The 18,917-nt window shown below is 68.3% G+C and carries 14 protein-coding genes and 1 pseudogene; 3 read left to right on the forward strand and 12 right to left on the reverse strand.

All coding sequences use genetic code 11. The features are described from left to right. Positions 1–174: 174 nt before the first annotated feature. Positions 175–699 (forward strand): annotated as a pseudogene (locus NR101_RS03825) (hypothetical protein); the annotation flags it as partial. A gap of 957 nt (positions 700–1,656) precedes the next feature. On the opposite strand, the gene gcvH reads toward NR101_RS03825, so the two are convergent. The 9 genes from gcvH to nudE all read right to left on the reverse strand — a co-directional run bounded on the left by gcvH (position 1,657) and on the right by nudE (position 7,794). Next, positions 1,657–2,052 (reverse strand): glycine cleavage system protein GcvH, encoded by a 396-nt coding sequence (gene gcvH / locus NR101_RS03830; RefSeq protein WP_256776851.1) that lies wholly within the window; start codon positions 2,050–2,052, stop codon positions 1,657–1,659. A gap of 90 nt (positions 2,053–2,142) precedes the next feature. Beyond that, a complete protein-coding gene (gcvT, locus tag NR101_RS03835) occupies positions 2,143–3,255 on the reverse strand; it encodes a glycine cleavage system aminomethyltransferase GcvT (protein ID WP_256776852.1) in 1,113 nt (370 codons plus the stop codon). Positions 3,256–3,330: 75 nt separating this feature from the next. Continuing rightward, positions 3,331–3,762, reverse strand: coding sequence for an NfeD family protein (locus NR101_RS03840; RefSeq protein ID WP_256776853.1), 432 nt, complete (start codon positions 3,760–3,762; stop codon positions 3,331–3,333). 1 nt (position 3,763) lies between these two features. Beyond that, positions 3,764–4,726 (reverse strand): SPFH domain-containing protein, encoded by a 963-nt coding sequence (locus NR101_RS03845; protein ID WP_256776854.1) that lies wholly within the window; start codon positions 4,724–4,726, stop codon positions 3,764–3,766. 50 nt (positions 4,727–4,776) lie between these two features. Further along, a complete protein-coding gene (locus tag NR101_RS03850) occupies positions 4,777–5,079 on the reverse strand; it encodes a DUF962 domain-containing protein (RefSeq protein ID WP_256776855.1) in 303 nt (100 codons plus the stop codon). 213 nt (positions 5,080–5,292) lie between these two features. Continuing rightward, positions 5,293–5,616, reverse strand: a complete 324-nt coding sequence (locus NR101_RS03855; protein WP_256776856.1) for a YnfA family protein — start codon at positions 5,614–5,616, stop codon at positions 5,293–5,295. Continuing rightward, on the reverse strand, positions 5,613–6,425 hold the full coding sequence (gene mazG / locus NR101_RS03860; protein WP_256776857.1) for a nucleoside triphosphate pyrophosphohydrolase: 813 nt from the start codon (positions 6,423–6,425) through the stop codon (positions 5,613–5,615). Before mazG ends, NR101_RS03855 begins: the two co-directional genes overlap by 4 nt. A gap of 20 nt (positions 6,426–6,445) precedes the next feature. Next, positions 6,446–7,249, reverse strand: a complete 804-nt coding sequence (gene cysQ, locus NR101_RS03865) for a 3'(2'),5'-bisphosphate nucleotidase CysQ (RefSeq protein WP_256776858.1) — start codon at positions 7,247–7,249, stop codon at positions 6,446–6,448. Then, on the reverse strand, positions 7,246–7,794 hold the full coding sequence (gene nudE / locus NR101_RS03870; RefSeq protein WP_256776859.1) for an ADP compounds hydrolase NudE: 549 nt from the start codon (positions 7,792–7,794) through the stop codon (positions 7,246–7,248). Before nudE ends, cysQ begins: the two co-directional genes overlap by 4 nt. 50 nt (positions 7,795–7,844) lie before the next feature. On the opposite strand from nudE, the gene bioA reads away from it, so the two are divergent. Both bioA and NR101_RS03880 read left to right on the forward strand, forming a co-directional pair. Further along, a complete protein-coding gene (gene bioA / locus NR101_RS03875; protein ID WP_256776860.1) occupies positions 7,845–9,236 on the forward strand; it encodes an adenosylmethionine--8-amino-7-oxononanoate transaminase in 1,392 nt (463 codons plus the stop codon). Next, complete coding sequence (locus tag NR101_RS03880) at positions 9,227–9,961, forward strand: 16S rRNA (uracil(1498)-N(3))-methyltransferase (RefSeq protein WP_256776861.1); 735 nt, start codon at positions 9,227–9,229, stop codon at positions 9,959–9,961. The genes bioA and NR101_RS03880 overlap by 10 nt, the downstream gene beginning before the upstream one ends. 250 nt (positions 9,962–10,211) lie before the next feature. Here the strand turns inward: NR101_RS03880 and NR101_RS03885 are convergent, their stop codons facing one another. Genes NR101_RS03885 through NR101_RS03895 form a run of 3 tightly spaced genes read right to left on the reverse strand, consistent with a single transcriptional unit; the run spans position 10,212 to position 18,890 of the window. After that, on the reverse strand, positions 10,212–10,685 hold the full coding sequence (locus tag NR101_RS03885; protein WP_256776862.1) for a chemotaxis protein CheW: 474 nt from the start codon (positions 10,683–10,685) through the stop codon (positions 10,212–10,214). A 29-nt stretch (positions 10,686–10,714) separates the two neighbouring features. Beyond that, complete coding sequence (locus NR101_RS03890) at positions 10,715–12,031, reverse strand: chemotaxis protein CheB (RefSeq protein ID WP_256776863.1); 1,317 nt, start codon at positions 12,029–12,031, stop codon at positions 10,715–10,717. Further along, complete coding sequence (locus tag NR101_RS03895; protein WP_256776864.1) at positions 12,018–18,890, reverse strand: Hpt domain-containing protein; 6,873 nt, start codon at positions 18,888–18,890, stop codon at positions 12,018–12,020. Before NR101_RS03895 ends, NR101_RS03890 begins: the two co-directional genes overlap by 14 nt. Positions 18,891–18,917: the final 27 nt, after the last annotated feature.

The raw sequence follows: 18,917 nt of genomic DNA on the forward strand, positions 1-18,917 counted from the left end.
ACCACAATCTAGCTGGCCGGCCGTGCGCCTTCTCCCCTCAGATGGGAGAAGAACCATAAAAAAACCCCCTCCCCGCTGGGCTGCCAGGGAAGGGGGTTTCAGGTACGGCTATCGGGAACGACTTAGATCAGCGGTGCCGGAGTTGCCGGCAGGGCGACCGGAGCGGCCTTCTTCTTGCGAACGGCCGGCTTGCGCTTTGCAACCTTCTTCACCGCTTTCTTGGCGGACGCCTTCTTGGCCGGCGCCTTGCGTGCGGTGGCCTTCTTCGCGGTAGCCTTCTTGGCTACCTTGCGGACGGCCTTTTTGGCGGTCTTCTTGGCCGCTTTCTTGGCCGTCTTCTTGGTCGCCTTCTTGGCCGTGGCCTTCTTGGCTACCTTGCGGACGGCTTTCTTGGCGGTCTTCTTGGCAGCGGACTTCTTGGCTACCTTGCGGGTTGCCTTCTTCGCCGTCTTCTTCACTGCCTTCTTTGCGGTCTTCTTGGCGGCGGCCTTCTTGGCGACCTTGCGGACTGCCTTCTTCGCCGTCTTCTTCACTGCCTTGCGGGCGGTTGCCTTCTTGGCTGCCTTCTTCACCGTCTTCTTGGCAGCGGCCTTCTTGGCTACCTTCTTGACGGCCTTCTTGGCAGCGGCTTTCTTGGCTACCTTCTTGACGGCCTTTTTGGCGGCCGGCTTTTTCTTCGCAGCTTTCTTGGTTGCCATGGGATGGCTCCTCGTCAGTGATCTATGGAGTGGAAACGCCCAGGTAAAGCAAACCCGCAGTGCGACATCGCGGGGACCGCCGTCGCGTCAAGCGCGTCGTGACGGATACGGGGATACCCACCGCAGGTGGCCGGGCAGGTATCGAATGGGAAGGGGCCTTGGAGTTCGCCGGGGGAAGCGACGCCATCTCCACCGTCTTCGGACGCGAGGTGGATGTCCAGGTTGTGCTTCGCGACTGGATGTCGATTCTGCTCACTCTGTTCGCAGCAAGGTCTGCTGTGGCGAAACCTAATCACGGTTTTTTTCACTGTCAACAACCCGGGCGAAAAAATTTCACATGGAGCGTCCCCGCGACGGCGTCGCCACCCCCGCTGCAAACACCGCCAGCGGCATGCCATGACACGCCGCACGCACCGCATCGACGTGCATCGCGCAGCACATGCGAAAAGAAAACCACTTAAAAGAAGCACTTTCGTATTTTCAGCGCGCGCCCGGCGCATGTGCACCACCTGACCCGCGCGTGCGTGCGCTTACGGCCGAACGCCTACCCACACGGCACCCAAACGGACGCGAAAACTTTTCACATGCTCGATCGCTTTTTGCCATCGGATTTGCACAAATGCGCAAACTTTCAGACCGTCGCGACCGTTCGGTTCGTACCGATCCGATGCGCCGCGCGCACCGGGTACGACCACCGCGCCGGTTCCCGACGCGCGCGCGCGGACACCGAAAGGCACCCTCATGACCCACGCCGACGTCGACCCAACCGTTCCGCATGAGTACCTGCCGGATCATCCTTTGCGCGCGCCGCACCGGTTTTTCATCACGTACACATAACGGCAGCGCCATCGACGTTGATCCAAACCTGGCGTGGCGACCAACCTCGCCCGCCGTGCGCCACCGCGCGGGCAAAAAAAAACGGCCGCACCAGGCGGCCGTTCCTTCGATCAGGCGACGATCAATGTTCGTCGTTTTCCAGCAGCTCGGCGTACTCGTCCGGGCCGAGCAGATCGTTCAACTCGTCGTTGGCCGAGAACTCCACCACGTAGATCCAGCCTTCGCCGTAGGCATCTTCGTTGATGGTTTCCGGCTTGTCCGACAGCGCTTCGTTCACTTCGACCACGGTGCCGGTGACCGGGCTGTAGACGTCCGAGGCGGCCTTGACCGACTCGACCACGGCCGCCTGCTGGCCAGCCTTCACTTCGTCGCCCACCGCCGGCAGTTCGACGTAGACCAGGTCACCGAGCAGGCCCTGGGCGTGGTCGGAAATACCGATGGTGACGCGGCCGTTGCCTTCGACACGTGCCCACTCATGGGACTTGAGGAATTTGAGGTCGCCGGGGATCTCGCTCATGGGACTGCTCCGAGGAATTTCAGGGGTCAAGAAACGGGGGTAGTGTAACCATCGGCGCCGACCGCTGACAGGTCGGCGCCGTCAAAAACATCAGGCGTCGGCCAGCACGCCCGGCTGGGCCTGGCCCTCGCGCACGAACGGGAACTTCACCACGCGCACCGGCACCTGCTTGCCGCGGATGTCCACGTGCACCAGGCCCAGTTCACCGGCCGGCACCCGCGCGAACGCGATGCCCTTGCCCAGCGTCGGAGAGAACGTGCCGGACAGGATCTCGCCCTGTCCGCTGGCAGTCAGTACCGCCTGGCCGTGGCGCAGCACGCCCTTCTCGTCCATCACCAGGCCGATCAGCTGACGCGCATCGCCGGCCGCCTTCTGCGCTTCCAGCACGTCGCGGCCGATGAAATCACGGCCCTCATCAAGCGCCACCGTCCAGGCCAGCGCGGCCTCGTACGGGGTGATGTCTTCGTCCATGTCCTGGCCATACAGGTTCATGCCGGCTTCCAGGCGCAGCGTATCGCGTGCGCCCAGCCCGGCCGGACGCACGCCGGCAGCGGCCAGCGCGTTCCAGAATGCGACCACCTCGGTCTGCGGCAGCAGGATCTCGAAACCGTCTTCACCGGTGTAGCCGGTGCGCGCCACGAACAACGGCGCGCCGCTGCTGGCGGTCGCCTCGAGCGCGGCGAAACGGCCCAGCTTCTCCAGTGCCGCGCGGTCGCCCTCGCCCACCAGCCCGATCACCCGCTCGCGCGCGGTCGGCCCCTGCACGGCTATGATCGCCAGGTCCTCGCGCTCGGTGACGGCCACGTCGAACGCGGCAGCCTGCTCGCGGATCCAGGCCAGGTCCTTCTCGCGGGTGGAGGCATTGACCACCATGCGGAAGAAATCGTCGGCCAGGTAGTACACGATCAGGTCATCGATGACCCCGCCGCGCGGATTGAGCATGCACGAGTACAGCGCCTTGCCGGTCGCCTTGAGCTTGTCCACCGAGTTGGCCAGCAGCTTGCGCAGGAACGGCTTGACCTGCGCACCGCGCAGATCCACCACGGTCATGTGGCTGACGTCGAACATGCCGGCGTCGCTGCGCACCAGGTGGTGCTCGTCCAGCTGCGAACCGTAATGGATGGGCATGTCCCAGCCACCGAAATCGACCATCTTGGCGCCGAGTGCGCGGTGGGTCTCGTTGAGAAGCGTCTTCTGGGTCATGACCGTTTTTCCGGGGGAATGAAGGCAAGACCTCGATTATCCCAGAACCGACTTCACAACGCCTGCGGCGTTGCGTCAGACCTGCTGCACCTTCAGCGTCATCCCCTCCACCGCCACTACCCGCACCCGGCTGCCGGCAGGCAGATCCGGGCCGGCCACCACCCAGAACGCGTCGTCGATCTTGGCCCGGCCCTTGCCCGCCACGATGTCCTGGTCGATCACCACCACCCGGCCGATCAACTGCTCGGCGCGCCGGTTCAACAGCGGCGCATCGCTCTGCCGCCCATGCGAACGTCCCCAACGCCGATAGCACTGGATGGACACCACCGACAGCAGCACGAAGGCCACCACCTGCCACAGCAACGGGATGTCGGCAAACACCGCCACCAGCACGAACACCGCCGCGGCACCGATCCCGATCCACAACATGAAGGCGCCCGGCGCCAGCGCCTCGGCCGCGAACAGGACCAGCGCCAGCGCGCCCCAGCCGACGACTTCCCAGCGCATCTCAGCCTCCGACCCGCGGCGGCACGCCGCGCGTGGCGCGCTTGTCTTCCTGCTTGGCGAAGGCCTCGCGCGCCAGCTCGGCGACGCCGGCGATCGAGCCGATCACCCCGCTGGCCTCCATCGGCATCAGCACCAGCTTCTGGTTCGGGGAGGTCGCCAGTTCCTTGAACGCCTCCACGTACTTCTGCGCGATGAAGTAGTTGATCGCCTGCACGTCGCCCTGGGCGATGGCTTCGGACACCATGCGGGTCGCATTGGCCTCGGCTTCGGCCGAGCGTTCACGCGCCTCGGCGTCGCGGAAGGCGGCCTCCTTGCGCCCCTCGGCCTCGAGCACGGCGGCCTGCTTCTCGCCTTCGGCACGCAGGATCTCCGACTGCCGCGAGCCCTCCGCCTCCAGGATCTGCGCACGCTTCTCGCGCTCGGCCTTCATCTGCCGCGCCATCGCATCGAGCAGGTCGCGCGGCGGCTGGATGTCGCGGATCTCGATCCGGTTGACCTTCACGCCCCACGGATTGGTCGCATGGTCGACCACGTTCAGCAGCTTGGCGTTGATCACCTCACGCTGGCTGAGCGATTCATCCAGGTCCATCGAGCCGATCACGGTGCGGATGTTGGTCTGCACCAGCGCGATCATCGCCACCTCCAGCACGGACACCTCGTAGGCGGCCTTGGATGCATCCAGCACCTGGAAGAACACCACCCCATCCACGCGTACCGCCGCGTTGTCTTTGGTGATCACCTCCTGGCCCGGCACGTCCAGCACCTGCTCCATCATGTTCACCTTGCGCCCCACCCCGTACACGATGGGGATCAGGAAATGCAGGCCGGGCGACATCGTGTGGGTGTAACGCCCGAAGCGCTCCACCGTCCATTCATACCCCTGCGGCACCATCCGCACTGCCTTGAACAGGATGACCACGGCCACGAAGGCCAGCACCAGCGAAAACAGCACGGTCGGAAACATCGCGTCACTCCTTTGATGCCGGGCCGGGCCCGGGCATGGCTACGCTGCCATTACAACCGGATCCGGCCACAGAGGATGTCCCGGAACATCACCCAGTCGCCGGCGAAAGAATAGAAGGGATGCTTGAAGGTGGCTGGCCGGTTTTTCTCGAAGAAAAAGTGCCCCACCCAGGCAAACCCGTACCCGCAGGCCAGCGCTGCCAGCAGCCAGACGGGCTGGCCGCGCACGATCGCGAAGGCGACCAGCAACAACACCGTGCAGCTGCCGACAACGTGCAGCCGGCGCGAGACCGCATTGCGGTGCTCGTCCAGATAGAACGGATAGAACTCGCGGAAATTGGCGAAGCGGGACATGGCGCGCCTTGCGAAACCGGACGCACCCAGCATAGCGCGTGCGTCCCGGTAGTGCCGGCCGCTGGCCGGCTCTGCAAAAGGCGGCCGGGGAGCCGGCCAGCGGCCGGCAGTGCGCGTTCGGGGACACTTTCCGAGGAGCCGGCCAGCGGCCGGCAATGCACGTTCGGGGACGCTTTCCGAGGAGCCGGCCAGCGGCCGGCACTACCTCACCTGTCAGGTGGTGCGCGGGGCGAACATGATCACCATCATGCCGGCCAGGCAGAGGGCGACGCCGAGCAGGTCCCAGCGGCTGGGGCGGATGCCGTCCACCAGCCACAACCACATCAACGCGGTGCCGATGTAGACCCCACCGTAGGCCGCATACACACGGCCGCTGGCAGCCGGATGCAGGGTCAGCAGCCAGGCGAACAGCGCCAGGCTGGCCGCCGCCGGCAGCAGCAGCCACGCGCTGCCGTCCTTGCGCAGCCACAACCACGGCAGGTAACAGCCGACGATTTCCGCCACGGCGGTGAGCACGAACAGCAGCAGCGTCTTCACGGCTTGGCTTCGTCGGCCTTGGCCTGCTGCCAGAGCGCTTCCTGCGCGTCCAGGTCCAGCGCGGCCAGCGCCTGCCCGGCCGCGTCGGCCTTGGCTTCCATCGCGCGGAAGCGGCGCTCGAACTTGTGGTTGGCCTGGCGCAGCGCGGCGCCGACGTCCACCTTGGCGTGGCGGGCCAGGTTGGCGCAGACGAACAACAGGTCGCCCAGTTCTTCCTGCAGGCGCGCCTGGTTGTGCTCGACCGGGCCCTGTGCGAACTCGGCGGCGACTTCATCCAGTTCTTCGCGCACCTTGTCGATCACCGGCGCAGGACCGGGCCAGTCGAAACCAACCCGCGCCGCGCGCGCCTGCAGCTTCATCGCCCGCTGCCATTCGGGCAGTCCGCGTGAAATGCCGGCGAGTGCGGAGGTGTCGGTGTCGCCCTTGGCGGCACGCTCGGCGCGCTTGATCGCTTCCCAGTTGGCGTTGACGCCCTCGGCGCCATCCACCTGCACCTGGGCGAACACGTGCGGGTGGCGGCGCTGCAGCTTGTCGCTGATCGAACGGGCCACGTCGGCGAACGCGAAGGCGCCCTGCTCGCTGGCCATCTGCGCATGGAACACCACCTGCAGCAGCAGGTCGCCCAATTCGTCCTGAAGGTCGTCCAGGTCGCCGCGGTCGATCGCATCGGCGACCTCGTAGGCCTCCTCGATGGTGTACGGGGCGATGCTGGCAAAATCCTGCTGCAGGTCCCACGGACAGCCGCCCTGTGGGTCGCGCAGCCGCGCCATGATGCCCAGCAGGCGGTCCAGTTCAGCAGTCGCGGTCATCCCATGCTCCTTTGCAGCGATCAGGCCGGCAGCCACTGCCGCCATGGCAGGCGGGTGTCGCCCAGGGCGATGAAATCGCCGTTCAACAGGCTCTCGCGGCGGTTGTAGCGGAACGGCTTGCCGGTGGCCGCCGACAGCACCGCGCCACCGGCGGCGTGCAGCACGCACTGGCCGGCGGCGGTGTCCCATTCGGAGGTCGGGCCCAGCCGCGGATACACGTCCAGCGTGCCTTCGGCGAGCCGGCAGAACTTCAGCGACGAGCCCTGCGCGATCACCTCGATGTCGCCCATCCGGTCCAGCAGCGCCTGGGTCTGTTCGCTGCGATGCGAGCGGCTGGCGGCGACCTTGAGCGGCGCGGTGGCCGGGGTTCGGGCGCGCAGGACCGAATCGTGCATGCCCAGCCGGCGGTAGGCCAGTTCGCCGCGCATGGCGTGCCAGACCGTACCGGTCACCGGGGCCAGGACCACGCCGAATGCCGGCGCGCCCTGGTAGATCAGCGCGATGTTCACGCTGAACTCGTCGTTGCGCTTGACGAACTCGCGGGTGCCGTCGAGCGGGTCGACCAGCCAGTAGGCGCCCCAGTGCTGGCGCACCTCCCACGGCACCTGCGCCGATTCCTCGGACAGGATCGGCAGGTCCGGGGTGAGCTGCTGCAGGCCGCGCTCGATCACGTGGTTGGCGGCCAGGTCGGCGGCCGTCACCGGACTGCGATCGGATTTGATTTCCACATCGAACGGGGTCGCATACACGGCCATGATGGCGGCGGCCGCGTCCTGGGCGATGGCGATGACGGTTTCGCGCAGATCGGTGGTGAGCTTGATCATTCCTGGCCGCCCAGCCACTGGCGGGCGATGAACAGCGCCGCCAGTGAACGCCCTTCGGAGAAGTCCTCGCGCAGCATCAGCTGGTCCAGGTCGGCCAGTTTCCAGGGCACCACGTCCAGTTCCTCGGGCTCATCGCCAACCAGCCGCTCCGGGTACAGGTCGCGCGCCACGACCAGCCACGATTGGTGGCTCATGTAGGTGGGCGCCAGGGTCATCGCGCGCAGCACGTCCAGCCGCCGCGCGCCGTAACCGGCTTCTTCCTTGAGCTCGCGGTTGGCGGCCTGCACCGGCGTTTCGCCGGCATCGATCCGGCCCTTGACCAGGCCCAGTTCGTAGCGGTGGACGCCGGCGGCGTACTCGCGCACCAGCAGAACGGTTTCATCGTCCAGCATCGGCACCACCACCACCGCGCCATGCCCATGGCTGATCAGGCGCTCGAAGCAGCGGCGTTCGCCGTTGGAGAATTCCAGATCAAGGTGCTGGCGCTGGAACGGCCCGCTCTGCTCGTCCGTGATGCGGTGGATGATGGGCAGGCGACGACTCATGCGAGCCTCTCTAGAATGGGTGCTGGTGAAAACGTCTTCATGAGCCCGAAATGCTAGCAGACCCAGCCCCCCTATCGCTGGCCGACCAGTGGCGCCGTCGCGACCTGGCCGTGCTCTGGCACCCGTGCACGCAGATGCGCGAACACCCCGACACCCTGCCACTGGTGCCGATCGCCCGGGGGGAAGGCCCGTGGCTGATCGACCATGACGGCAAACGCTACCTGGACGGGGTCAGCAGTTGGTGGACCAACCTGTTCGGCCACGCCGAGCCGCGGATCGGCGCCGCCATCGCCCACCAGGCGACCCAGCTGGAGCAGGTGATGCTGGCCGGCTTCAGCCATGAACCGGCGGTGCGTCTGGCCGAGCGCCTGCTGGCGATCGCCCCGCGCCAGGCCGGACGCGACCCGCTGGCCAAGGTGTTCTATGCCGACAACGGCTCGGCCGGGGTCGAGGTGGCGCTGAAGATGGCCTTCCACTACTTCCGCAACCGTGGCGAGCACCACCGTACCCGCTTCGTGGCGCTGGAGAACGGCTACCACGGCGAAACGCTCGGCGCGCTGTCGGTGGGCGATATCCCGCTGTACCGCCGCGTGTATGCCCCGCTGCTGACCGAGGCGCTCTTCGCCCCCTCGCCGGACGCCTACCTGGCCGAGCCCGGCCAGAGCGCCGCGCAGCGCGCCCACCAGGCCGCCGACGCGCTGGCCACGCTGTTCGACCAGCACCCCGGTGAGATCTGCGCGGTCATCCTGGAACCGCGCCTGCAATGTGCCGGCGGCATGCGCATGCACGACCCGGTCTACCTGCAGCGCGCCCGCGCACTGTGCGATGCCAACGGCGCGTTCCTGATCGCCGACGAGATCGCCACCGGCTTCGGCCGCACCGGCACGATGTTCGCCTGCGAGCAGGCCGGGGTGATGCCCGACCTGCTGTGCCTGTCCAAAGGCCTGACCGGCGGGTTCCTGCCGCTGTCGGCGGTGCTGGCCACCCAGGCGCTGTACGACGCGTTCCTGGACGATTCGCGCGAGCGCGCGTTCCTGCACTCGCACAGCTACACCGGCAATCCGCTGGCCTGCGCCGCCGCACTGGCGACGCTGGACATCTTCGCCGGCGAAGACGTGATCGCGCGCAACCGCAGCACCGCCGAGGTGATGCGCACGCTGGCCGCTCCGTTCAACGACCACCCGCACGTGGCCGATGTGCGCCAGGCCGGGATGGTGGTGGCCTTCGAACTGACCCGCAATGGCGACAAACGCACGCCCTTCCCCGCCGAGGCGCGGGTGGGGCTGCATGCCTATACCGCCGCGCTCAAGCGTGGGGTGGTGCTGCGGCCGCTGGGCAACGTGCTGTACTGGATGCCGCCGTACTGCGTGGAAGACGAACACCTGGACCTGCTGGCCCAGACCACCCTGGCCGCAATCGAGGAGGCCGTTGCATGCGCGTGACCCGGTGCCATATCGACATCCCGCTGGCGGTGGGCCAGACCCTGTCGCTGCCCGAAGAGGCGGCCAACCACCTGGTGCGGGTGATGCGCCTGCGCGAGGGCGACGGCTGCGTGCTGTTCAACGGCGATGGGCACGATTACCCGGCCACGCTGGTGGTGGTGGGCAAGCGCGATGCGCAGGTCCGGATCGACGCGGCCACCGCGCTGGACAACGAGTCGCCGCTGCACATCACCCTGCTGCAGGGCATCGCGCGTGGCGAGAAGATGGACCTGATCCTGCAGAAGGCCACTGAACTGGGCGTGGCGGCGATCGTGCCGGTCAACGCCGAGCGCACCGAGGTGAAACTGGATGCGGCGCGCGCCGAGAAGCGGCTGGCGCACTGGACCAGCGTGGTGGTGTCGGCGTGTGGTCAATCCGGGCGCGCGCGGGTTCCCAACGTGGCGGCACCGCAATCGCTGCTGGACGCCGCACGGCAGATGCCGGCGCAGGCGCTCAAACTGACCCTGGACCCGCTCGGCGAGCATCGCCTGTCCACCCTGCAGCCGACACCGGGCGGAGTGGTGATCGCGATCGGCCCGGAGGGTGGCTGGTCGCCACGCGACCGCCAGGCATTGGCCGAGGCCGGCTTCCAGGGCCTGCAACTGGGGCCGCGCATCCTGCGCACCGAAACCGCCGGATTGGCCGCGATCGCCGCCGTGCAGGCGCGGTTGGGCGACCTGGGGTAAGTGGCAACGGCAACAGCAGCCACGCATGGCGTGGCTCTACCGGAGGGCCGAATCGTGCGCGTTCGGCAGGTATGGGTCGTTGATCGATACGAACGCCGTGCCAAACGCGGTGCCAACATACAGCGGAAGGCACGGGCGCCGAAGCACGCCGGCACTCCGGCAATCCGGCACGCATCGGGTGGAACAGCCCCCTTGAGTCAAGGGGGCGCGCCGCCAGGCGCGGGGATCTGGAGGCAAGTAACGCGAAGACTCACCCCGCGACGGGGTAGGCCTCGTCCAGCGCTGCTTCCAGCGCATCCAGGTCCGGCAGCAGCGCGCTCTGCTCGCCGAGCAGCACGCGCATGTGCACGCCCTGCGGCAGGGTTTCCTCGGAAGCGTCGGCCAGCAGGCCGTCGCGCGGGACCGCGATCAACTGCGGGAAGGTCTGGGTCAGCAGGGCGAAGTACGGGCGCTTGGCGTTGCCACCCAGTGCCTTGAGCACCACCACCTTGTTGTTGCTGGTCACCAGCTCATCGCCCAGCCCGGACAGCCGGGCGAACGACAGCAGGGGCACGTCCCAGCCATGCCAGGCGATCTGCCCGACCAGCCAGGCCGGCGCGTCGGGCACGGTCTGCACGGCGACCTTGGACATCATTTCGGCCACGGTGGCATTGGGCAGCAGCACGCGTTCGTGCCCGGCCTGGATCAATACCCCGCGGATTTCGTCGTTGCTGGCGTAACTCATGGCGTGATTCCTGGAAGGGGGCGCGGCGATTACTCGCGTACGCCCCAACGTTCGACGATGCTATGGGCCAGCTGCGGCGGCTCACCGGCCTGCATGCCGGCGGCGACCACGGCGTTGGCGGCGGTGGGGTCGTAGCAGCCTTCACCGACCTGCCCGGCCACCCAGGCGCCTTCTCCGGCCAGCGCCAGCACCGCATCCACGTGGCTGGCATCGGCGCCGCTGAGCAGCACCACGGCGCTGTCGGCCGGCGGCAGCGTGCCGACCTGGACACCCTGCGCATCGGCGCTGAAATACAGCCCGCGATCGCGAACGGCCAGGCCCACGTCATCGGGCAGGATGTAGGCGTTGCCGGCCTGCACCGGCTGTTCCGCTTCGGCCAACACCACCGGCAACGCCGAGACGCGCGCCATCTGCTTGACCAGGTTGCCGTAACGGCCCCCGTCCAGGCGCATATGCACCAGCACCGGCGTGGCCAACCCGGCCGGCAGCGTGGCCAGCAGGCGACGCAGCGCGTCCGGCCCGCCGATGCCGGCCAGCACCAGCACGGCACCGGCGGCGGCGCCGTCGGCGGGGCGCTCGGCCTCCAGTTCCACCAGCGACAGCCGCGCGATGTCGAAATCGGTCGGCGGCGCTGCGGCGCTGGCGGGTGCCGACGGCGGCGGTGCGATCGCCTCGACCGCATCGTCATCCACCAGCGACCAGCTGCTGTGATCGCCCAGCGGTACGCGCGGCGGCGCAGCCGGCGGGGCGGACACGGGAACCGGCGGCGGCGCGGACGGCGCCGGCTGCAGCGCGGCCAGCGCCTCTTCCAGCGACATCGGCTCGCTCATCGTATCCGGCGCCTGGTACAGGCCATCGGCCGGCACGTCGCCGGCGGCGTCGAAGGCCTCGCGCACATGGAAGTCCAGCGGGGCATCGGCATGCAGCTGTGCCGGCGTGGTCGGCAGGCCCGGCTCGGGCTGCAGCAGGCCGTCCTGTTCCGAACCCGGCGGCAATACGTCGTGGTGGCCATGCAGCTTGGCCACCAGGTGCCGCGCCCAACGCTGGGCTTCCCAGCCATCGCGGCGTGCGGCCAGTTCGGCTTCGTCGAAAATCAGCGTCAGCGACGGCGAGCCCAGTACCGGGTCCAGCCGTTCGAGCGCGTCTTCGATCGCCGGCTCCAGCGCGATCAGCACCGCACCCGGCGCGGCGTCACGCAGCGCCTGCAGCTCCAGCGTGTTGGGATCTTCCTCCAGCACCAGGGTGGCGCCGGCCTGAGCCAGCGCCTCACGCAGGCGCTCACGGGCAGGACCGACCCGCGCCAGCAGCGCTACCGACAACAGCGAAGGCAGGTCATTCGCGGACACGGGCGATCCCCAGCAGGTCGTACACGTTTCGCATCAGGTCCAATTCCTGGTAAGGCTTGCCCAGGTAACGCTGGACACCGATTTCGAAGGCGCGCTGACGGTGCTTGTCGCCGCTGCGCGAGGTGATCATCACGATCGGCACGTCCTTGTAGCGAGGATCGGCACGCATCGCGGTGGCCAGTTCATAGCCATCCATGCGCGGCATTTCGATATCCAGCAGCATCAGGTCGGGCACACGTTCTTCCAGCCGCTCCAGCGCTTCCACGCCATCGCGGGCGACGGCCACTTCGAAGTTGTGGCGTTCCAGGATGCGCCCGGTGACCTTGCGCATGGTCAGCGAATCGTCGACCACCATCACCAGCGGCACGTCGCGGTCGCTGACCTGGGTGGTCGGGGCGATCGGCTTGTGCGGATTGGCCTGGAAGCGGCGCACCAGCGGGGCAACGTCCAGGATGACCACGACCCGGCCATCGCCGGTGATGGTCGCCCCGTAGATACCCGGCACCGAGGCGATCTGCAGGCCGACCGGCTTGACCACGATTTCGCGGTTGCCCAGCACCTGGTCGATGGCCACGGCCGCGCGCAGTTCACCGGCGCGGACCAGCAGCAGCGGCACCTGGGCCTGGCCTTCGGCGCGGGCCTGGCCCTGGCCGATCAGCGTGCCCAGATCGTGCAGGGCGAAGGCTTCGCCACCGTAGTGGTAGCTGCCGTCGATGGTCTCGAAGCGCTCGCGCGAGATCCGGCCGATGCCGCTGACCGAGGCCACCGGCACGGCGAAGGTGGTCTCGCCGATCTGCACGAACACCGCCTGGGTGACCGCCAGCGTCTGCGGCAGGCGCAGGGTGAAGGTGACGCCCTGGCCGCGCACCGAGTGGATGTCCACCGAGCCGCCAAGCTGGCGCACTTCGTTGTGCACCACGTCCATGCCCACGCCACGGCCCGCCAGCTGGCTGACCTGCTCGGCGGTGCTGAAACCGGGCGAGAAGATCATCGCGTCCAGTTCGGCATCGCCGAGCACGGCGTCGGCCTCGATCAGGCCACGCTGTTCGGCGCGGCGACGGATCGCCTCGCGGTCCAGCCCGGCGCCGTCATCGGCCACTTCCAGCACGATTTCCGAGCCTTCGCGGCGCAGGCGGATGGCGATCTCGCCTTCCTCCGGCTTGCCGGCGGCGCGACGCTGGTCCGGGGTTTCCAGACCATGGGCGACCGAGTTGCGCAGCATGTGCTCCAGCGGCGCGACCATGCGGTCGAGCACGTTGCGGTCCAGTTCGCCGTGCGTTCCATCCAGGGTGACGTGGACCTGCTTGCCGGTGTCCTGGCCGGCCTGGCGGACCACCCGACGCAGGCGCGGCACCAGCCCGTCGAACGGCACCATGCGCGCCCGCATCAGGCCATCCTGCAGTTCCGAGCTGACCCGCGACTGCTGTTGCAGCAGCACGTCGTACTGGCGCGACAGGTCGTCCAGCACGCCCTGCAGGCCGCCCAGATCGGCCGCCGACTCGTTCAGCGCGCGGCTGAGCTGCTGCAGCGTGGAGAAACGGTCCAGTTCGAGCGGATCGAACTTGTGGTCGGCCTGGTCCTGCTCGCGCTGGTAGCGGGCGACGATCTGCGCCTCGGTTTCCAGGTCCAGGCGACGCAGCTGGTCGCGCAGACGCGCATTGGTGCGGTCCAGTTCGCCCATGGCACCGCGGAAGGCACCGAGCTGCTGTTCCAGTCGTGAGCGGTAGATCGCCACTTCACCGGCGTGGTTGACCAGACGGTCGAGCAGGTCGGCGCGCACGCGCACCTGCTCCTGCTGCGGACGGGCCAGCATGTCGTCTTCGCTGCTGGCCTCCAGCGGCAACGGCGCGGACAGCGGGGCCTCGGCGACGGCCGTGTCGACCTCCACCGGGGCGGCATCGGGTGCATCGACGGCGCTGTCGGCCGCGACCGGTTCAATCCGGCCCAACGTGCGCTGTTCGAAGGCGCCGATCAGGTCCTCGGGCATCGCCACGCTGCGGTGCTGGCCGGTGCGGGTCAGCATCTGGTGCAGGCGATCGAAGCCACGTTCCAGCAGGTGCACATCGCTGCGGTCGATGTCGGTGCGGTTGGACGCAACGGCTTCCAGCAACGACTCGATGCCGTGGCCGAGGTCGCCGATCGGGTTGATCCCGGCCATGCGCGCGCCACCCTTGAGGGTGTGCAGGTCGCGCTGCAGGCCGGCGATGACGTCACGGTCATTCGGCGCGGAGCGCAGTTCGCTGATCAGGCCATCGCAATGGTCGAGCAGGTCCTTGCCTTCTTCCACGAAGATATCGACCAGCTCCTCGTCCAGAACGCTGAAGTCCAGTGGCTCGGTGCTGTCTTCCTCGACGCTTTCTTCAGCGTCGAGGCCGACCGCGTCGTTGGCAGCCGACGTGCCGCTCGTGCTCGTGCCGGCGGCGATCGAGGCCAGGGCAGCGGTTCCGGCCGCCGCGACCACGGGCGCGTCTTCCAGTTCGAAGAACGGCGTGGGCGCGGCGGTCTCGGTGGCATCGGCATCCACCGCGTCTTCGGCGAAGGCATCGGCCTCGTCGCGCTGCTCCTGCATCTCATGGATGGCATCCAGGCCGAGCACGCTGTCGGTGTCGTCCCGTGCCGTCGGCGCGTCGATGACGGTCAGGCCATCGTCCAGCGCCTGCTGCTCGTCGACCAGCTCGCCGAACGCCGGGGTCGAAGGCAGCGCGTCCTCCAATGCTTCGCGTTCTTCTTCGGTGGCAGTGTCGACATCGCGCTCGGAGAAAGCGGGGGTTTCCGCCTGCTCTTCCGCGACAGCGTCAACACCAGCGGTACCGGCGTCTGCGTTGACAGCCTCGACCTCGACCGCCTCGACCAGTGGTTCGTCTGCGATTTCGGCGTCGGCGTCCGCTTCGGCTTCGACGTCGACTTCGACGTCGGTGCCGAGTTCGGCGTCGACAGTCTGCGCGTCATCGACGGCCACTTCCGCCATCGGCGCATCCACCACGGGCGCGTCGACGGCCGGGGTGACATCCAGATCGACGTAGCGCGACAGGTCCTCGGCGCCGGTCAGTTCGACCGCGTCCAGTCCGTCGTGCGCGCGTTGCGCGGCGATCGCCTCGTCCGGCTGCTGGCCATCTGCAGGCGGCGCGGCATCGTCCGCGCTCACCGCGGCGGGCGTCGTCGGCAGCTCGGCGTCGAAGTACGCCGACAGGTCATCGCTGGCGGTGAGTTCGCCGAACACCAGTGCGTCGCTCTCCAGCACGTGCGCTTCCAGGCCACCGCCCTGGCCTGCGTCCTCGGCGTCGGTCGGCGCAAGGTCGACCACCGACAGCGCGTCGGCCTCCAGCTCGGCCTGCTGCAGTTGCGCATCGGCACTGTCATCCCGCCCGGCGTAGCCGCCCTGCCCGTCTGCCTGCGGCAGCGTGGACAGCGCGTCCTGCCCAGGGGCGGCGACGGCGGCGTCATCTGCGGCGAAGGCCTGCGCGGCATCCTCCTGTTCCAGGGCATCCAGCGCGTCCTGCTCGAACGCCAGCTCGTCGTCGGCGACCAGCGCCGGCCAGCGTGCCTCGGGCAGCGTGTCGGCCAACGCCTGCAGGCGCGCGGCCAGCGCGGTCTGCACCGGAATGCGCGGCGCCTCGGCCTGCAGCGCGGTCATGGTGGTGCGGATCGCCTCGGCGGTGGCCGACAGCGCGTCCACGCCTTCGGCATCCGGGGTGGCATCGGCGGCCAGCGAGCGCTTGATGTAGCTCTCGGCAACGCCGGTGACCGCGGTGATTTCCGGCACGTCGGTCATCGCGAACGCACCGTTCATGGTGTGCACCGCGCGCAGCAGGGTGTCGGTCACCGGCTGCGGGGCCACGCTGGCCTCGCGCAGCCAGGCCTGCAAGGTCGCCTGGTGGGTGTCCACTTCGGCTTCAAGGATTTCGCGCAGGACTTCATCGATGTTGGCCGGCGTGCCGGTCGCCTCGACCGCCTGCACCGGTGCCTGGACAACAGGCTCGATGGTCTCAACAGTTTCAACCGGTGCCGCCACGACCGGGGACGCACGCTGCAGCGGTACATGGAAGGTCTCTTCGCCGGCAGCAACGCGGTCGGCGATGGCCTGCATGGCCTGCAGGTCGGCGGTCACCCGGCCCTCGCCACGCAGCGCGGCGTTGAGCTGCGGCAGCACGTCGTAGGCCTGCCCGACCATCGCCACCACGGCCGGCGTCGCCGGACGGGTGCCGTCGAGCACGCGGTTGAGCATGCCCTCGATCTTCCAGCTGAATTCACCCAGGGTGCGTGCACCAACCAGGCGGCCGCTGCCCTTGAGGGTATGGAACACGCGACGGATCGGACGCAGCCGGTCCATGTTGTCCGGCGCGGCGCGCCAGACCGGCAGCAGATTGCCGAGGTTGACCAGTTCCTCGTCGAACTCTTCGATGAAGACCTCGCGGATGTCCTGGTCGATGTTCTCGCCGTCGTCCTCGAAGCCGGCCTCGATGCTGTCGGCCTCGTCGACTGCCGCACTTTCCGCGACCGCAGGCGAGGCGGCAGGCGCGGCCTGCGGCTCGGTGCTGAACTGCGATGCAGCAGCGTCGAGCTCGGCCAGGAAGCGCGCCGATTCGTCGTCCAGTTCGATCTTGCTGATCACCGCAGCATGCACGCCGGTGCTGCTGTGGGTGATGAGCGGCGTCTGATCGTGCGCATCGGCGCTGTCAGCTGCGTTGGCGTCGGCATCGGCGTCGAACGCAGGCACGCTCGCGTCAGTGGCGTCAGTGGCGTCAGTGGCTTCGAAGGCCTCGATGACCTCATCGGCGTCTGCGACTTCTGCGACTTCTGTGACTTCTGCAGCTTCGGCTTCCGCGGGGTCTGCGGCTTCCGCGGCGTCTGCGGGGTCTGCGGCAGCTGCCGCGTTTCCGACGTCCAGCGCCGGCTCTGCCGTGCCTGCGTCGAAGGTATCGACCTCGGCCTGCAGGAACGGCGGCAGGTGCTCAACGTCCAGGGCCGGCGCGGCGTCGACGAGGACGTCCTGCACCGGCGTGGCCGGGGCGTCATCGATCTGCAGCGACAGCACGCCATCGGCGTTGTGCAGCGGCGCGTCGAAGGTGAACGTGATCGGCTCGTCGCTGATCTCCAGCGCGTCGTGCTCGGCGGAGACCGGGTCGAAGCCGCCACTGAACGACAGCGGCGCGTGGCTGTCGGCCGGCTCCACCGCCTCGGACGGCGCGGCCTGGGCATGCAGCGCATCCAGCGCGTCGAGCGCGGCATGCATGGGCGGCTGGGTGTCCCAGCGGGTCGCGGTGGTGTCTTCGGCGAACACCGGGTCGAAGTGGACGAAGCTGGCGGCGTCATCGCGCGTGGCCGGGTCGGACAGCGTCCACTGCACCGCGTCCGGGACGCTGGCGGTGGAGGCGGCAAACACCAGGCCGGCGGCATCGCCCGCGTCTGCGGCGGGTGCCGGGGCGGACGCATCGGGCAGCGGGTCGAAGGTGAAATCCGGCAGCGACGGCGGCACGCTGCCCGGGGCAGGTGCGGACGCGGCCATGGCGGTGTCGATATGTTCCGGCGCCGGCGTTTCCCAGGGCGCCAGCTCGATCGCTTCCGGTGCCACCGGCAGCGCTTCGGCGCTGGCATCCGGGGCGGCGGCATGCGCATCGGGCAGCGGCCAGTAACGCAGGGTTTCCAGGCTGGTGCGGGTGATGTCCAGGATTTCGTCGCGGCCCGGGCGACGCTCGCGCAGCGCTTCCAGGTAGTACTCCAGGCTGGCCATGGCATCGGCCAGCGTATCCAGCTGGCGGCCACTGGGCACGCGCTGGCGGCCGATCAGTTCCACCGCGATGTACTGGCGTACGCCCTGCAGGTAGTCGGCCGGCGTGGCCAGGTCGAGCATGCGCAGCGCACCGGCGACCTCGCCAAGCAGACGCGGTACTTCCTGCAGCTGCTGGTGGTTCCAGTTGGTTTCGATGAAGGCGACGAAGTGTTCGCGTGCGGCGGCGAAGTTGGCGATCGCTTCATGCGCGAGCACTTCCACCGTGCGTCGGTTTTCCACCGCGCTCGGATCGTCTTCACCGCTGATGTTGGCACCCAGATGCGCGACCTGGTCATCCAGCGACGCGTCCACGTACAGCAGTGCGCCGGCGATATCCAGCAGCAGGCTCTCATCGATCTGCTGCTCGCCGTCGACCACCCCGCGCAGCGCATCGCGCTGCTGCACGACCACGCCACGGGCCACGCCCAGGCCCATCATGCCCAGGGTATCGGCGACCGCGCCGAGTTCGTTGACCTGGGTCTGCAGCTGTACCGGCTCGCCGCCGGTGCGCAGGTGCAGGTCCAGCGCGTCCTTGATCCGCAGGAGTTCTTCCTTGACCGCATTGCCGACGGTGTCGAGCAGCTCGCGGTTGCGGCCGCTGAGGCTGCCGCGCGCGTGGTCGAGTTCGGCCTCGGTGGCGCTGACGCTGTCCGGGGCGAAAGCGAACAGCACGCTTTCATTGATGCCCGGCGCAGCGCGCGCCGAACGGATGTCATTGAGCAGCGGCAGCAGCACGATCGGAATGTCGCGGTGGCCGTTCTGCAGGCGTTCCAGATAGTCAGGCAGCAGTACGCTGCCGCGCATCAGGGTCGCGCAGGCTTCGTCGCGGTCGGGCACCTCACCGGCACCGATCGCGTTGGCCAGCTGTTCCATCTCCTCGGCCACCATCGCCGGGGCATACAGCTCGACCATGCGCAGGGTGCCCTGCACCTGGTGCAGGTAGCCGGCGCAGAAGCGCATGCGGCTGCCGTCGGCAGGGTCCTCCACGTAGTACTCGACCTCGTTGCGCACCTGGCGCAGGGTCTCATCCAGCTCCGGCTTGACCCAGCCCAGGGCGGCGTGGCTCATGGCATCGCGCAGCGTGCTCATGCCGGGACTCCCGGCAGGGTGGCGCGC

Source organism: Stenotrophomonas sp. Ste86 (assembly GCF_024519465.1).
Taxonomy (GTDB): Bacteria; Pseudomonadota; Gammaproteobacteria; order Xanthomonadales; family Xanthomonadaceae; genus Stenotrophomonas.

Excerpts from the sequence above, each read along its gene's own strand:
- NR101_RS03880 (WP_256776861.1), top strand. The coding sequence starts at position 9,227 with ATGCGCGTGACCCGGTGCCATATCGACATCCCGCTGGCGGTGGGCCAG.
- bioA (WP_256776860.1), top strand. The coding sequence starts at position 7,845 with ATGCTAGCAGACCCAGCCCCCCTATCGCTGGCCGACCAGTGGCGCCGT.
- NR101_RS03840 (WP_256776853.1), bottom strand. The coding sequence starts at position 3,762 with ATGCGCTGGGAAGTCGTCGGCTGGGGCGCGCTGGCGCTGGTCCTGTTC.
- gcvH (WP_256776851.1), bottom strand. The coding sequence starts at position 2,052 with ATGAGCGAGATCCCCGGCGACCTCAAATTCCTCAAGTCCCATGAGTGG.
- cysQ (WP_256776858.1), bottom strand. The coding sequence starts at position 7,249 with ATGATCAAGCTCACCACCGATCTGCGCGAAACCGTCATCGCCATCGCC.
- gcvT (WP_256776852.1), bottom strand. The coding sequence starts at position 3,255 with ATGACCCAGAAGACGCTTCTCAACGAGACCCACCGCGCACTCGGCGCC.
- NR101_RS03845 (WP_256776854.1), bottom strand. The coding sequence starts at position 4,726 with ATGTTTCCGACCGTGCTGTTTTCGCTGGTGCTGGCCTTCGTGGCCGTG.
- mazG (WP_256776857.1), bottom strand. The coding sequence starts at position 6,425 with ATGACCGCGACTGCTGAACTGGACCGCCTGCTGGGCATCATGGCGCGG.
- NR101_RS03850 (WP_256776855.1), bottom strand. The coding sequence starts at position 5,079 with ATGTCCCGCTTCGCCAATTTCCGCGAGTTCTATCCGTTCTATCTGGAC.
- NR101_RS03885 (WP_256776862.1), bottom strand. The coding sequence starts at position 10,685 with ATGAGTTACGCCAGCAACGACGAAATCCGCGGGGTATTGATCCAGGCC.
- NR101_RS03895 (WP_256776864.1), bottom strand. The coding sequence starts at position 18,890 with ATGAGCACGCTGCGCGATGCCATGAGCCACGCCGCCCTGGGCTGGGTC.
- nudE (WP_256776859.1), bottom strand. The coding sequence starts at position 7,794 with ATGAGTCGTCGCCTGCCCATCATCCACCGCATCACGGACGAGCAGAGC.